The sequence below is a fragment of the Erwinia sp. B116 genome, from assembly GCF_002865965.1.
In the GTDB taxonomy this organism is placed as follows: domain Bacteria; phylum Pseudomonadota; class Gammaproteobacteria; order Enterobacterales; family Enterobacteriaceae; genus Erwinia.
This window is the reverse complement of sequence record NZ_JRZZ01000003.1, coordinates 51672-66820: the sequence shown is the minus strand read 5'-3', so window position 1 is coordinate 66820 and position 15149 is coordinate 51672. Positions and strand designations below refer to the sequence as shown.

Below are 15149 nucleotides of genomic sequence, written 5' to 3'. Positions count from 1 at the left end.
ACTTGTACTGAGGAAAAACTAATGTCCAAAATCGTAAAAGTCATCGGCCGCGAAATCATCGACTCCCGTGGTAACCCGACTGTAGAAGCAGAAGTTCACCTGGAAGGCGGCTTTGTTGGTCTGGCTGCGGCACCATCAGGTGCTTCTACCGGTTCCCGCGAAGCGCTGGAACTGCGTGACGGTGACAAATCTCGTTTCCTGGGCAAAGGCGTAACCAAAGCCGTTGCCGCTGTTAACGGTCCTATCGCTGACGCCGTAACCGGTAAAGACGCGAAAGACCAGGCTAACATCGACAAGATCATGATCGAGCTGGACGGCACCGAGAACAAATCCAAGTTTGGCGCTAACGCCATCCTGGCCGTTTCTCTGGCTGCTGCGAAAGCGGCCGCTGCCTCTAAAGGTCAGCCGCTGTACGAGCACATCGCTGAACTGAACGGCACCGCAGGCAAGTTCTCTATGCCACTGCCAATGATGAACATCATCAACGGCGGCGAGCACGCGGACAACAACGTCGACATTCAGGAGTTCATGATCCAGCCTGTTGGCGCGAAAACGCTGAAAGAAGCGCTGCGTATCGGTTCTGAAGTGTTCCACACCCTGGCAAAAGTGCTGAAGTCTAAAGGCCTGAGCACCGCGGTCGGCGACGAAGGCGGCTACGCGCCAAACCTGGGTTCTAACGCCGAAGCACTGGCCGTTATCGCAGAAGCGGTAAAAGCAGCAGGCTACGAGCTGGGCAAAGACGTTACCCTGGCGATGGACTGTGCGGCATCTGAATTCTACAAAGACGGCAAGTACGTGCTGGCTGGCGAAGGCAACAAAGCCTTCACCTCTGAAGAGTTCACCCACTTCCTGGAAGACCTGACCAAAGATTACCCAATCGTCTCTATCGAAGACGGCCTGGACGAATCTGACTGGGCGGGCTTCGCATACCAGACCAAAGTACTGGGCGACAAAATCCAGCTGGTCGGTGACGATCTGTTCGTGACCAACACTAAGATCCTGAAAGAAGGTATCGATAAAGGCATCGCTAACTCAATCCTGATCAAATTCAACCAGATCGGTTCACTGACCGAAACCCTGGCTGCGATCAAGATGGCGAAAGACGCCGGCTACACCGCGGTGATCTCTCACCGTTCAGGTGAAACCGAAGATGCCACCATCGCTGACCTGGCGGTCGGTACCGCTGCAGGCCAGATCAAAACCGGTTCTATGAGCCGTTCTGACCGCGTAGCTAAGTACAACCAGCTGCTGCGTATTGAAGAAGCGCTGGGCAACCGTGCGCCATTCAACGGCCTGAAAGAAGTTAAAGGCCAGTAAGCTGCGTTAATCCCCGCCGTCACCGGCGCGGAATAACCGACAAAACCCCGTCTGCGGACGGGGTTTTTTTATGCCTGTCGCTACACAAATTCTGGCACCCGGCCTGCCGCCGAGGCTAAAGTTCCCGCCGTTGTTAACCGATAATCAGTGGTGTCCGCCATCTTCCCCACTACAGAGTGAGCACCATGTTCAAAAACGTTAAAGTTGTCACCAGCATCCTTATTATGCTGCTCATTTTCAGTGCGCTGCTGCTGGTCTCCAGCGGGCTGTCGTTTAACGCCATCAGCCAGGATAAGGCCAACTTCAACCGTGCCGGGATCCTCACCCAGCAGCAGGGGCAGCTCAGCGACGCATGGCAGACGCTGGTCAAAACCCGCGTCACCATTAACCGCGTGGCGATCCGCATGCTGAAGAAGCAGACCGATGACGCCTCGCTGGCGGCGATGGCGAAACTGCTTGGCCAGGCGCGCGAGACGCTGGACGACGCGCAGCAGCACTTTACCCGGTATCAAAATATGCCAGTGGTCAGCGGCGAGAGCGCGGCGCTGGCCGACGCGGTCGGCGCGCGCTACCAGCAGCTGCACGGTCTGCTGCAGCAGTCGATACAGTTCCTCGCGGCGAACAACTATGAGGCCTACGGCAATCTCGACACGCAGCAGGCGCAGGACGAGCTGGAGAGCACCTACGAGCAGTGGCGGGAGCAGAACCGTCAGCTGCTGCAGGTGGGTACGGACCAGAATCAGCAGGGCTACAGCAATATGCTGTGGACGCTGGCGTCGGTGCTGGTGGTACTGGTGGTGCTGCTGATCGCGGTGTGGCAGGGGATCCGTCGCGTGCTGCTGAACCCGCTGCAGCAGCTGCTGGCGCATATGCAACGCATTGCCGCCGGTGACCTGTCGCAGACGCTGGCGGTCGAAGGGCGCAGCGAAATGGGCCAGCTGGCCGATGGGCTGACGCAGATGCAGCACTCGCTGATTAACACCGTCAGCAACGTACGCGACAGCTCAAACGCCATCTATACCGGCGCCAGCGAGATTTCTCAGGGCAACAGCGACCTCTCGTCGCGCACCGAGCAGCAGGCCGCCTCGCTGGAGCAGACCGCCGCCAGCATGGAGCAGCTGACCGCCACGGTGAAGCAGAACGCCGATAACGCCCGCCAGGCAACGGTGCTGGCCAGAAACGCCTCGGAAACCGCCGGGAAGGGTGGCCGGGTGGTCGACGGCGTGGTGAAAACCATGAGTGAAATCTCCGACAGCTCGCGACGCATTGCCGATATCACCAGCGTGATCGACGGCATCGCTTTCCAGACCAATATTCTGGCGCTGAACGCCGCGGTGGAAGCGGCGCGCGCCGGCGAGCAGGGCCGCGGATTTGCAGTGGTGGCGGGGGAGGTGCGTAACCTGGCCCAGCGCAGCGCCCAGGCGGCGAAAGAGATCAAAGGCCTGATCGAAGCTTCAGTCAGCCGGGTCGACTCCGGTTCGCAGCAGGTGACCACCGCCGGAGAGACCATGAATGAAATCGTCAGCGCGGTGGTGCGCGTCACCGATATCATGGGTGAGATCGCCTCGGCCAGCGACGAGCAGAGCCGGGGTATCGACCAGATCGGCGTGGCGGTCACCGAGATGGATCGGGTGACCCAGCAGAACGCCGCGCTGGTGCAGCAGTCGGCGGCGGCCTCGGCCTCGCTGGAGGAGCAGGCCAGCCGCCTGACCCAGACGGTGGCGGTGTTTAAAATTGGTCAGCCGGCGGCGGTGGCGCGGGTGACGCCCACGGTGCCGGCGCTTAAAACCCCGCAGCTGGCGGCTCCGCGCAAGGCGCTGGCCGCTGATGAGGGCAACTGGGAGACCTTTTAACGACTGAGGACGGCCGGAAGGCACAGGATGGTTGGTGTTGCAGTCGCAATCTGCCATAATCTGCGCCCGTTATTTAGCCACCAGTCGAGAAGTCAATGCAGTACCCGATAAATGAAATGTTCCAGACGTTGCAGGGCGAAGGGATTTATACCGGCGTTCCGGCAATTTTTATCCGCCTGCAGGGATGCCCGGTGGGCTGCAGCTGGTGTGATACCAAACACACCTGGGATAAGCTGGCCGATCGGGAAACCTCGCTGGGCGATATCCTGCTGAAAACGGTGGAAACCGATGCCTGGGGTGCGGCCGACGCCGCAGCGCTGATTGCGGTTGTCCGCCAGCACGGCTGGACGGCGCAGCATATTGTGATTACCGGCGGTGAGCCGTGCATTCACGACCTGACGCCGCTGACCGCCGAACTGGAGCAGCAGGGCTTCAGCTGCCAGATTGAGACCAGCGGAACCCATGAGGTGCGCTGCACCGCCACCACCTGGGTGACGGTATCGCCGAAGGTCAACATGCGCGGCGGCTACGACGTGCTGCATTCGGCGCTGGTGCGCGCCGATGAAGTGAAGCACCCGGTGGCCCGCCAGCGCGATATCGACGCGCTGGACGACCTGCTGGCGACGCTGAGCGACAGCAAGGCGCGGATTATCGCGCTGCAGCCGATCAGCCAGAAGGACGATGCCACTAAGCTGTGCATCGACACCTGTATTGCCCGCAACTGGCGGCTGTCGATGCAGACCCACAAGTACCTGAATATTGCCTGATGCCACGTTCACCGGCGTTCTCCACGCCGGTGAACATCGCCACGTATCGAGGCCACGTTCGTCACCGCACACAGCCCTGAAGACGCCGTAAACGGAACGTTTCAGGCCGGCTCTGCCGCACGGGATTACCGCTGCGACTGCCGCCCGCTACGCCAGTATTACCTTTGCAAACGCCGTTACGGCCACTGCATTTCCCCTTTCAGCACTTTCGCACTCAGTTCCAGGCTCGACACGTCTTTCAACGCCGGATAGCTGGCCTTCATCGCCTCGGTAAAGGCGACGGCGTCTTTGGTCTGCGTCAGCGTCTCCTCGGCTTTTTTCAGGTAGTTCAGCGTAAAACTAACCGACTCTAATGATTCCGCTGTCCCTGGCAGGAAGTGCCCCGGGATCACCCGCTGCGGCTGCAGCGCGGCGATCGCCTGCAGCTTCTGCTGCCACACTTCGCGCGCGGCTTTGGTCTGCGCGTCCGCCAGCCAGACGTGAATATTTTCACCGGACACCTGCACGCCGCCGAGCACGGTTTTCAGCGCCGGTACCCACAGCCAGCCGTTCTGCGGCTCCGCGCCGTGGCTGCCCTGAACTTCAACGATCTGGCCGTCAACGGTGAAGCTGCTGCCCGCCAGCACCTGCGGCACGATCAGCGATTTTGGCGCGTTGTCGCCCATTTTCGGGCCCCAGAACGCCAGCTTATGGTCTTTGGTCTGGTTGATCAGCGCGACGGTGGCGGCGGTGGCGACGATCTTAGCCTGTGGAAACGCCTGCTTAATGGTGTCGAGGCCGAAGTAGTAGTCGGGATCGGACTGGCTGATAAACACCGTGGTCAGCTTTTTGCCGGTGGCCTTAATGCGTCTGACCAGCTCTTCGGCGTCGTTACGCTGGAACTGGGCGTCGATCAGCACCACCTCGTGCGGGCCGGAGATGATCTCGCTGGAGACCGGGAAAATGCTGGCTTCGCCCGGATTATAAACCTGCAGCTGCAGCGGTTCGGCGGCGTAAAGCGGGGCGCTGGCCGCGCCGGCCAGCAGTAAAATCGATAAACGTTTCATGGCAGTTAACCTGTGATGCGAAAAGTCCCCTATTGTGGATTGCAAAACGGGCCGGATAAACCGACTATCAGGCAACAGATTGTTGCATAAAACGGGCATATGATGGACAGGCTGACCGCAGCACAGGTTTTTATCACTATCGTTCAGCGCGGCAGCCTGTCGGCGGCCGCGGAAACGCTGGCGATGTCGCGGGCGATGGTCACCCGCTATCTGACGCAGATGGAGAGCTGGTCCGGGGCGCGACTGCTGCACCGCAGCACCCGCCGCCTGAGCCTGACCCCGGCCGGGGAGCATGCGCTGGCCCGCTGTCAGCAGCTGATGGCGCTGGCCGTGGAAATCGAGAACAGCAACCAGCCGGAAGGGGACGCGTTGTCCGGGCTGCTGCGCGTCTCCTGTTCACTGTCGCTGGGGCAGAGCGTGCTGATGGCGGCGATTGACACCTTCCAGCGTCAGCACCCGCGCATCCGTATCGATCTGCATATCAGCAACCAGCGGGTCAACCTGGTGGAGGAGCGCATCGATCTGGCGTTGCGCATTACCTCACAGCTGGAGCCCAACCTGATCGCCCGCCCGCTGCATCGCTGCCGGTCGGTGATCTGCGCCTCAGCGGACTACCTGACGCGCAGCGGCACGCCGCAGACGCCGGCGCAGCTCGCACAGCACAACTGCCTGGTCTATTCGCACTTTGGCAAAAGCCTGTGGCACTTCAGTCGGGGTGAGGAACTGGAGGCGGTGGCGGTGAGCGGTAATCTCAGCGCCAACGATTCGGTGATGCTGCTGGCCGCCACGCTGGCCGGCAGCGGTATTTCAATGCAGCCGACCTTCAGCGCCGGGCCGTATCTGGCCAGCGGCCAGCTGGTGGCGCTGCTGCCCGAGTGGCAGCTGGAGGACCTCGGCGTTTACGCCATCTACACCTCACGCCAGCACCAGTCGCCGCGGCTGCGCGCGTTACTGGATTTTCTGGCGCAGTGGTTCAGCGGCGATGAAGCGGCACGATTGTTAAACGGCGAGTAGAGGGGGCTTACAGGGTTTGGCACGGTTGTTAAACGCGGATCGGTGCGGCTTGCAGATGGCGGCTCGGCTTACAGGCGGGGCGTAGCGGGACTTTGCAACAGGCGCGAAGATCCGCGCCTGTCGCCGGGCTGTTACCTTATTTCGACACGTCAGCACCGAAGTACTGCTGCGAGATGCGCTGGTAAGTGCCGTCACTCTTAATGCTGGCTAAGGCCTTATCGATCGCCGCCTTCAGCTCCGGATTACCTTTACGGATCAGGATCCCTTCCTGCTCGGCGTCACTCTGGGTGGCGACGATTTTCACCGGCGCGTCCGGCTTATGCTTTTTAAAGTCGAGGAACGACAGGTTGTCGTTGATGGTGGCATCGGCGCGGCCGCTGGCGACCAGATCAACAGACTGGTTAAAGCCGTCGGTACCAACGATCTCCGCCTTATATTTGCGCGCCAGTTCTGCGAAGTTGCTGGTCAGCGACTGGGCAGATTTCCTGCCATTCAGGTCTTCAAAGGTTTTCACGCTGGTATTATCGTTACGCACGATCAGCGCTGCCTTCGAGCTGATATAGGGTTCGGAGAAATCATACTTCGCCTGACGTGCCGGAGTGATCGACACCTGGTTAATCACCGCTTCATACCGGTTAGCATCCAGCCCGGCTACCAGGCCATCCCATTTGCTCTCGACAAATTCCGCCTTTACGTTGAGGCGTTTTGCCACTTCGCGGCCAATTTCGACGTCGAAGCCGGTCAGCTTGCCGCTGGCGTCATGGAAGGTGAAGGGCGGATAGGTGCCTTCGGTACCGATTTTCAGCACCCCGGCGGACTGGATTTTTGCCAGATCGTCAGCAGCCAGTGCGCCGCCTGCGAAGCCGAGCTGAACCAGGCCTGCAAAGACCAGCGTTGCGAGTGTTTTCATCTTAGTGCTCCTGAATGCCGTGTGTGGTTGTGGTTTAAATTTCCCATGAATCGGGCAGGGTTTCGGTCAGCGTTGAGATAAACGCCCGGGTTCGGGTCTTTTGTGCCCGGGTAAAAATATCGCGTGAGGTGCCGGATTCGACGATTTCGCCCGCCTCCAGAAACACCACGTTATTGGCGATATTGGCCGCCAGCCGCAGGTCGTGGGTGGCCATCAGCATGGTGGTGCCCTCCAGCGCCAGCTGCCTGAGTACCGCGACCACTTCCACCGCCAGTTCCGGGTCCAGCGCCGAGGTCGGTTCGTCGCACAGCAGCACCTTCGGTGACGGTGCCAGCGCACGGGCAATCGCCACGCGCTGCTGCTGGCCGCCGGAAAGCGTCGACGGCCAGGCATCCCGCTTATGCAGCATACCGACCTTCTCCAGCAGCGCTTCCGCCCGCGCCCGCGCCTGGTCACGTGACTGTTTCTGTACCACGATCAGCCCTTCGGTGATGTTCTCAATCACCGTCAGGTGCGGGAACAGCTGAAAATTCTGAAATACCATGCCGGTCTGCCCGGCGATACGCTTCAGGTCGTTTCTGCCCACCCGCGGGCTGCCGGTAAAGACGATCTGCTCGCTGCCGATGGTCAGTTCACCCGCCTGCGGGATCTCCAGCAGGTTAATGCAGCGCAGCAGGGTGCTTTTGCCGCTGCCGGACGGGCCGATCAGCGCGGTGACGCTGCCTTCGTTAATGGTCAGGTTGATGTTCTTCAGGACCGGGTTGTCATCAAAACGTTTCTCAATGCCGGATAACTTAATCATGGCTATGCACCTTACGCGGGGCAGTATTTTCCAGCTTTTTTTCCAGCCGCGTCTGCAGGGCGGACAATACCGAACTGATTAACAGATAAATAATCGCCGCTTCGGTATAGAGGATCAGCGGCTGATAGGTAACGGCAGCGATGCGCTGCGCTGCGAGGAACAGCTCGGGCACGGTAATAACCGAGGCCAGTGAGGTATCCTTTACCAGTGAAATAAAGGTATTCGACAGCGGCGGCACGGCGATACGTGCCGCCTGCGGGATGACGATGCGCCGCAGCGCCTGGGGCCAGCTCATGCCAATCGAATGCGCCGCTTCCCACTGTCCCTTCGGCACCGACAGCAGCGTAGCGCGCACGATCTCCGAGCTGTAAGCACCGATGTTCAGCGTAAAGCCGATCACCGCCGCCGGAAAGGCGTCAATGGTGATGCCCGCGCTGGGTAGCGCGTAGAAAATCAGAAACAGCTGCACCAGCAGCGGCGTGCCGCGGATCAGCCAGACGTAGAAACGCACCAGCTGCTTTAACGGTTTTGGGCCATACAACCGCGCCAGCGCCACCAGGAAACCGAGCGACAGGCCGAGCACGAAGGAGATTAAGGTGAGTGGAATGGTGAATGTCAGGCCGGCGTACAGCATCGGCCAGAAGGAGTCTATTGCTAACGTCAGCCATGTGGGCATCGGGCACCTTTCCTGGATCGTAGTATTTCTTATCTGAACTTATGGCGGGAGCGTAGCACGGTGATGAAAACCGCGCTTATATCGTCATTTAATATAGTAGATGGAATAAGAATAAGTTTATTTTGGCTAAGCTTGCGACAAAAAAACATAAAGCCGGACTTATCTGTTTGGTTGAAAGTAAGGGCGCTTAAGCGGCATCAGCTGTCAGAGACTGAGCACCCGATGCCGCTCTTTAGTGGCGGCACGGGTCGTAATAAGTCACGGCTGGGGGCCAGGGGCGGCAAGGGTTAGCGGCTGACAGTGCTAAGCCTGCAGGGCAAAGACATTACTGAGCATAAGTGGGGAAGCGCGTAGCGGCAAGCGCATGCATTCCTGAACGGTACAGTTCGCGATCGGCGTCGATCTCGCCAAATTCTGCTGTGACGATCAGCCCCTCAAACCAGGTCAGGAGCAGTGACGTGCAGGCCTCAGACCGCGCTTCGTCGACGTCAAAAGCGCAGGCAATCAGCGCCTTAAGCCAGGCCTTATGCTGCTGTGCCCGATCGGCCAGGAGCCGATCGGCGTATTTGAACTCCGCAAAGGCGTGCATAAACATGCAGCCTTTGAAATCTGCTTCGCGAAACCAGGCGAAATGCCAATCCAGAAGGGCATTAAGCTTCTCTTCCGTGGACGAACCGGCGATGACGGTCTTGCCCAGCGTATTTTCAAAACGCTGATGACGTCGGGTCAGCACGGCTTCAATCAGCTTATTTTTGGAACCAAAATGCCGGTACATCGACGTTTTAGATACCCTGGCGTGATCCCGGATCAGGTCAACCCCCACGGCTGAATAACCGAACTGGTTAAACAGGGTCTCAGCAACGTCCAGAATGTGTTCACTTTTACTCACAAAATTGTTCCTCTCTACCCGCAAAATCAGCATTGCCGTTAAGTGTACAGATCTGTACATTTTGACTTGTACAGATCTGTACGGTTAAGGCTACCACAGAACCTTGTGGTTTAACGTTGAGCATTAAGGAGTGAGAGATGAAAAAATTATCCGGCGGTGGCCAGTTGCCACCCAGACCTGGCGTGATGCAGTTGGTCAGGGGATTTATCGGCAGCACTCTGGGGATCCTGCTGCTGGGGTATCTGGCTGCGTCAACCGGCGTACCCTGGCTAATGGCACCGTTTGGGGCAACCTGCGCACTGCTGTTTGCCGTACCAGCATCGCCACTGGCACAGCCTCGTAACGTGATCGGCGGGCATCTGATCGCTGCGGCGGTGGGCATGACTGCGCTTTATACGCTGGGAGATTCAGCGATCGTCATGTCCGTCGCAGTCGGTCTGGCTATCTTGCTGATGCAGGTTACGCGAACCGTTCATCCCCCTGCCGGCGCCAACCCGATCGTGATCATTCTTGCCGGACAGCAGGTGATGAACTGGTCTTTCCTGCTGACGCCGGTTCTGTTAGGCAGTGTTGCGCTGGTGATTCTCGCCACTCTGGTAAATAACTCAGGTAAAGAGCAGCGCTGGCCGCACTACTGGCACGGTTTGGATTGGTGGCGAAATTAATTAACGGCTTACATTACTTCAATAGATAAATAAATTATCCATTTTGACTTTAAGTATAGCAAGCTGGTTTTATTTGGATGAAAATCTATTTTAATTCCAGTTTTGCTATAATAATATACGAGTCTAGATGTTGTTGCTTATACCATTTGCTTGTCAACTTATCAGCCGAGAAATCAATCGATTGAGTTGTTTTAGCAATTAGGCTTAGGGCTAACTGATTATTTTTACATATATCAAATAAGTTTTCTGTGATGAGAGGGTAAAATACTGTGACATTAATTTATCAATCTGAGGCATATGACTTAGTAATGAATATTTCTTTCGGTGAGGATTTTGAATTACCTGAATGGATTGAATTTTCCACTTACCAAAAAGGACTTAGAAAAAATGTAGAAATAGCTGTTTTATTTGATGAGACTGTCAACGATCCTCACGGTGCAGATATGGCATTCATTCGCTATGGACCAAATGCGTTCGTACCTAAACACTTACATACTGGCTATGAGACTGTGCTGGTATTAAAAGGTGATTATATTGAAAACAATAAAACCTTTCTTCCGGGTTCATTTATTCTGCGTTCTCCTGGCACTTGTCATAGTATGGAATCCAAGAAAGGATGCTTAATTTTGGCATCGAGATATAAACCCGTAAAACAACTGCAAGGGATAATGTGAAAATAACAACAGCTAGAGATGTGGTAAGTTTGATTAAAGATAAGTCGGTTGTAATCCCTGGAGGGTTTGGCTGTTGTGGTCATCCCGATGAATTAACAGATGCTCTAGCCAATCGGTTTTCAGAGGAAAGGCATCCACTAGGATTAACATTGTTTTTCGGATCTGGTTCAGGTGATAAAAAAGGGAAAGGATTAGATGTGATTGCTAATGAATTTCTAGTAAAAAGAGCTATTGGTGGATTCTGGGGTTATTGCCCTTCACTAGCTAAACTTGGGCTGAGTGGGAGGATTGAAGCGCATAATTGGCCTCTGGGAGTTATTAGTCATCTTTTTAGGGATATAGCAAGTGGACTGGATGGCCATATTACTTCAGTAGGGTTGCATTCCTTTGTAGACCCTAGAGTTGATGGTGGTAATCTTGTAATTGAAGGAAATACATTGGTAAGCGTTGTTAACATCATGGGTAAGGATATGCTTTATTTTCCTAGCGTAGGAGCCGATTTTTCTATGCTCAGAGGAACTGTCTCAGATATGAACGGAAATATATCAATGTCTGGCGAGGCGGCTCTGCATGATGCACTATTGCAAGCAATGGCAGTTCGAAATAGTGGAGGTATAATTGCTTTTCAGGTCGAGAGTGTGGTGGACATTTTACCAGCTCAAAAAGTAGATATCCCAGGGCACTTAGTTGATTATGTTGTGATATCAAAAAATAAACACTTCCCAAGTTATGGTTCCGCTAATTATACATTTTATGATGATTTTGATAACATCAGAATCGAAAAGGAGGTTATTATTAAATATGCTTGTGCAGAGCCAATAGAAGATTGGTCTTATGTGAACTTTGGCATAGGACTACCGGCTCTTATAGGAGAGAGGATCGCTAAAAGTAATCAAAAGTTTCATTCCTCTATTGAATCAGGAGTCATAAATGGGACTCCCAAAACAGGCATGTCATTTGGTGAGTCAGAAAATTTTAGCGCATGCATTCAACAGTCTGATTTATTTAGCTTTTATAATGGCGGTGGAATCGATGTTGCATTTCTGGGCTTCGCTGAAATAGATAAGTATGGGAATGTCAATGCTAGCTCTTTTGGAGGAGAGGTAACGGGTGCGGGTGGATTTATTAATATTTTTCATTCAGCTAAGAAAATATATTTGTGTGGTACAACGAGAACCAATTTTTTTGAAAAGGCACTGAGTTCAGGGGAAGTTGAAATTGTAAGTGGAGGGAAGGTGAAAAAGTTTGTTGATCATGTCAAACAAATAACAATTTCTACTAATCAATCTCATTTTTGGCAAAAGGAAATAATAATTATAACGGAGTTGATTGTATTTAAACTGCATAAAGGGATTTTCTATCTTATTAAGCTGGTTGGTGATGTTGAATTAGATAGAGTAGAAAAGGAATTTCCATTCGAGATTAATTGAGTAGGTGTTTTAAATCTAAAAGGGATTTGCTATGTCTTTAAATATTGCTATCGTTGGTGGTGGGGCATCTTGTGTTTCTTTTATAGATAATTTTATAAAGGAGTGTAATAATACCGAACCATTGGCCATCTGTTTTTTAGTAATAGAAAAATCAGAAGAAATAGGCCCCGGTAATGCATATAGAAATGATATTGAATCAAATATTCTAAATACCAAAGCTGAAAATATTACGATTTTCAGAGATAGTCCGGGGGACTTCTACAAATGGTTAGTGTGCTGTGAGAATAAGTGGAGAGTTGATTTTGCTAATTTAAAGGTGAAGAGAGATAGTTACTTGCCACGAGCGCTTTTTGGAATATATATGAAGGATGCTTTTGAGAAAATATGCAAGCATGCTCACTATTCTGGCTTTGAAATAAAAAGAATAAAAGGTGAGGCGGTAAGTATCGATAAGTTAGATGAGCATGAGTTTGTTATTTCCTTGAGTGATGGTGAGGAGGTTTATGCAAATAAGATAATTCTTGCCTGTGGTAATCTCAATGGGAAAGGAAAGGATTATTCAAAGGATGGTGATTTTATGACTACTCCTTTCCCAACTAAGTTTTTACCTAAAAAAATTATGCCTTATGATAATGTTGGGATCGTGGGGTCAAGGCTTAGTGCCATCGATTCAGTAATTAGCCTAATTGAGTCAGGGCATAGAGGGAAAATTACTCTATTTTCTAGATCAGGTAATTTTCCCTTTGTGAGAGGAACACAAAAACGTTACAAAAATTTGTATTTGAATCGAAGTTTTATATCCTCAAATTTTAATGTTATGGATTTTAAAATATTGCATGATCTATATAATAAAGAGATTGATAATTACAAGAAAACAAAAGAAACTCAGGATGGTGACGATCTGCCAATTAATTTCAAACCCATAAGTTCACTAGCTTCATTTCTTCAGCGGGAAATTAATTTATCTAGTGGCCCACGCGCCTGGCAGGCGATTCTTTACGATACCAATGATTGTATAGATCTTATATGGAGTATGTTTTCAAAAAAAGACAAAGAACTATTTTTAGCGAGTTATTTTTCGAATGCAATGTCAATGAGAGTATCTATACCTAGAGTAAATGCATTAAAGATTTTAGATTATATTAAATCGGGGCAACTCAGTTATGTTCATGGTGAAATAAATCCAAGTATATTTTTTAAAAGTGGAATGTGTTTTCATGATGGTGGTAGTTATTTAGATAAAATTTTGTATGCAACTGGAAGTCCTAGGTATTTAGATGATTGTGATTCGGTTTTGTTTTCAAGGTTGCTCGAAGGTAAAGTAATATCGAGGAACTATTTAGGTGGTTTAAATGTTTGCAGGTCAAGTTATAGAATTATAAGTGATTCAGGTGTTATAAATTCTAGTATTTTTGCTATTGGGGAAGTAACCAATGGAACTTTCCTTTTTACAAGTGCTCTCGATATTATAACTAGGCATGCTAAGGAGTGTGCTCGAAGCTTACTTGAATTAATATTGAGTGAAGTTAACGAAGATGGTTGTATCTAATTTTATAAAATTAATCCCTACCCGAAGAAATATTTTTTCATCGATTATTAAGGGAGCTTCTTTTTTGGATGTTTGATAAGTCTTTCATAGAGTACGGGCAGCCCGTCACCACCCGCACCTGTTGCCTTACTGAGCGGCTTTCGCTTTGTAAGCGTCATAGGCCGCTTTGATTTCGGTTTTGGCGGCGGCGGCATCACCGAAGCCGTTCAGCTCGACCTTCTTGCGGCCTTCCGGCAGCTGCTTGTAGACGCGGAAGAAGGCTTCCAGGCGCTGCTGTTCCAGTTTAGGCAGGTCGGCCATCGATTTAATGTCATCGTAGGTCGGGTCGATCTTGCTGGCCGGCACCGCGACGATCTTATCGTCGGACTCGCCGCCGTCGATCATTTTCAGCACGCCGATCGGGCGCAGTTTGATCAGCGTACCGGGGGCCATCGGCGCGCGGGTGTAGAAGACAACGTCCAGCGGATCGTTGTCACCGCCCAGCGACTGGGTCAGTGAGCCGTAGTTGGCCGGGTAGGCTACCGGCATCGACTGGAAACGGTCGGCGATAATAAAGCCGGTTCTGGCGTCGGTTTCATACTTGATAATGCCGCCGGCCGGGATCTCGGTCAGGGCGTAGAACTCTTCCGGGTTATTTTCCGGCTGCGGAAAGTCGAGGATATTAATGGTACTGGCCTGGGCGCAGGCTGAAAAAACCAGGGCAAGAACAGACAGTTTGCTTGACAGCTTCATCGTTGATTCTCTTGATCTTTAATGAGTGAGCCAACAATGTAGTGGGGGGGAATGACAGGGAGATGACAGGAAAGTAAAGCGGGGTAAACCTGAGAATCAATCAGTCTGTTAGCGATTCCAGCCTGTAAAAGCATAGTTTTAGCATCAGAGCTTCTTTAGATCAGACCGCTAAGTGGACGCAGTCGCGATACGGTCTCTGGTAACTGCTGGCGCAGCAGGCAATCGAGAAATTCGTCAGCGCTAAAAGGTGGAGATTTCAGGCTGGCCCGTTGGCGTCGGGCTGCCTCCAGTACGAGGGTAATATCCAAATCGCTCAGGCTGGTGATGAAACTGTCGGGGTGGATTGCACGCAAATTCCATCTGGTTAGAACCTCATCCGGAAAATCCTTCAGATTGAATGTCACAATTTCTGCTGCCTGAGCGACTATCGCTGCAGCCACAACATGTCGGTCGTCTTTGTCGGGCAGCCCGGTAATGGAATCAATTAATTCACGATATCCGGTTACCCGTGCGTCGGGAGCATGTCTGTCCATCAATGCCCTGACACGCTCTAATTGAGGTCTGGCTAACTCTTTACGATTCAGTAACAGGTTCCTGATCCACTCTTCATGGATATCTTCTGTCCAGTGCGCCCGGAACTGTCCTCCGGCAGCGAGGTACATGAGGAAACTGCGTAACGGTGCCGGATAAAGAACGCAGGCATCAAGTACTACGGCATAACCCGCGCTCATTCGTATCCCATTCCGAGTTGCTGATCGATTGCCCCCAGTTGATCCAGTGCATCAAGGCGGGCATTTTTGAGCCGATCCCGGTAAGCCAGTACAT

15 protein-coding genes are annotated in these 15149 nt (G+C 52.7%); 8 read left to right on the top strand and 7 right to left on the bottom strand.

The window, feature by feature from the left end:
* The first annotated feature begins 21 nt into the window (after positions 1-21).
* From eno to queE, 3 genes are all read left to right on the top strand, one after another.
* Positions 22-1317, top strand: a complete 1296-nt coding sequence (eno, locus tag NV64_RS03165; RefSeq protein ID WP_056232090.1) for a phosphopyruvate hydratase — start codon at positions 22-24, stop codon at positions 1315-1317.
* Between the two features lie 185 nt (positions 1318-1502).
* Positions 1503-3170, top strand: a complete 1668-nt coding sequence (locus NV64_RS03160) for a methyl-accepting chemotaxis protein (protein WP_056232093.1) — start codon at positions 1503-1505, stop codon at positions 3168-3170.
* A 95-nt stretch (positions 3171-3265) separates the two neighbouring features.
* A complete protein-coding gene (queE, locus tag NV64_RS03155; protein WP_101505305.1) occupies positions 3266-3937 on the top strand; it encodes a 7-carboxy-7-deazaguanine synthase QueE in 672 nt (223 codons plus the stop codon).
* Positions 3938-4113: 176 nt separating this feature from the next.
* Here the strand turns inward: queE and NV64_RS03150 are convergent, their stop codons facing one another.
* Positions 4114-4983: an MBL fold metallo-hydrolase gene (locus NV64_RS03150; protein WP_101505304.1), complete on the bottom strand. Its 870-nt coding sequence runs from the start codon at positions 4981-4983 to the stop codon at positions 4114-4116.
* A 102-nt stretch (positions 4984-5085) separates the two neighbouring features.
* Between NV64_RS03150 and NV64_RS03145 the strand changes: the two genes are divergently transcribed.
* The gene (locus tag NV64_RS03145) at positions 5086-5997 is read left to right on the top strand and encodes a LysR family transcriptional regulator (protein ID WP_101505386.1); all 912 of its coding nucleotides are present in this window, start codon (positions 5086-5088) and stop codon (positions 5995-5997) included.
* Between the two features lie 136 nt (positions 5998-6133).
* Here the strand turns inward: NV64_RS03145 and NV64_RS03140 are convergent, their stop codons facing one another.
* The 4 genes from NV64_RS03140 to NV64_RS03125 form a co-directional block, all read right to left on the bottom strand.
* The gene (locus NV64_RS03140) at positions 6134-6907 is read right to left on the bottom strand and encodes an amino acid ABC transporter substrate-binding protein (protein WP_056232099.1); all 774 of its coding nucleotides are present in this window, start codon (positions 6905-6907) and stop codon (positions 6134-6136) included.
* Positions 6908-6941: 34 nt separating this feature from the next.
* Positions 6942-7709 (bottom strand): amino acid ABC transporter ATP-binding protein, encoded by a 768-nt coding sequence (locus NV64_RS03135; RefSeq protein ID WP_101505303.1) that lies wholly within the window; start codon positions 7707-7709, stop codon positions 6942-6944.
* Positions 7702-8385 (bottom strand): amino acid ABC transporter permease, encoded by a 684-nt coding sequence (locus NV64_RS03130; protein WP_056232103.1) that lies wholly within the window; start codon positions 8383-8385, stop codon positions 7702-7704. The genes NV64_RS03135 and NV64_RS03130 overlap by 8 nt, the downstream gene beginning before the upstream one ends.
* Before the next feature lie 325 nt (positions 8386-8710).
* On the bottom strand, positions 8711-9307 hold the full coding sequence (locus NV64_RS03125) for a TetR/AcrR family transcriptional regulator (protein ID WP_199177614.1): 597 nt from the start codon (positions 9305-9307) through the stop codon (positions 8711-8713).
* 104 nt (positions 9308-9411) lie between these two features.
* Between NV64_RS03125 and NV64_RS03120 the strand changes: the two genes are divergently transcribed.
* The 4 genes from NV64_RS03120 (at position 9412) to NV64_RS03105 (ending at position 13592) form a co-directional block, all read left to right on the top strand.
* Entirely contained in the window at positions 9412-9939 is a 528-nt protein-coding gene (locus tag NV64_RS03120; RefSeq protein ID WP_056232110.1) for an HPP family protein, read from the top strand.
* Between the two features lie 269 nt (positions 9940-10208).
* On the top strand, positions 10209-10613 hold the full coding sequence (locus NV64_RS03115; protein WP_146005439.1) for a cupin domain-containing protein: 405 nt from the start codon (positions 10209-10211) through the stop codon (positions 10611-10613).
* Complete coding sequence (locus tag NV64_RS03110) at positions 10610-12043, top strand: CoA-transferase (RefSeq protein ID WP_101505302.1); 1434 nt, start codon at positions 10610-10612, stop codon at positions 12041-12043. The genes NV64_RS03115 and NV64_RS03110 overlap by 4 nt, the downstream gene beginning before the upstream one ends.
* Positions 12044-12074: 31 nt before the next feature.
* Complete coding sequence (locus NV64_RS03105; RefSeq protein ID WP_101505301.1) at positions 12075-13592, top strand: FAD/NAD(P)-binding protein; 1518 nt, start codon at positions 12075-12077, stop codon at positions 13590-13592.
* 126 nt (positions 13593-13718) lie between these two features.
* On the opposite strand, the gene NV64_RS03100 is transcribed toward NV64_RS03105, so the two are convergent.
* Together NV64_RS03100 and NV64_RS03095 are read right to left on the bottom strand one after the other, a co-directional pair.
* The gene (locus NV64_RS03100; protein WP_056232116.1) at positions 13719-14324 is read right to left on the bottom strand and encodes an inorganic diphosphatase; all 606 of its coding nucleotides are present in this window, start codon (positions 14322-14324) and stop codon (positions 13719-13721) included.
* A 155-nt stretch (positions 14325-14479) separates the two neighbouring features.
* The gene (locus tag NV64_RS03095; protein WP_101505300.1) at positions 14480-15055 is read right to left on the bottom strand and encodes a PIN domain-containing protein; all 576 of its coding nucleotides are present in this window, start codon (positions 15053-15055) and stop codon (positions 14480-14482) included.
* Positions 15056-15149 lie beyond the last annotated feature (94 nt).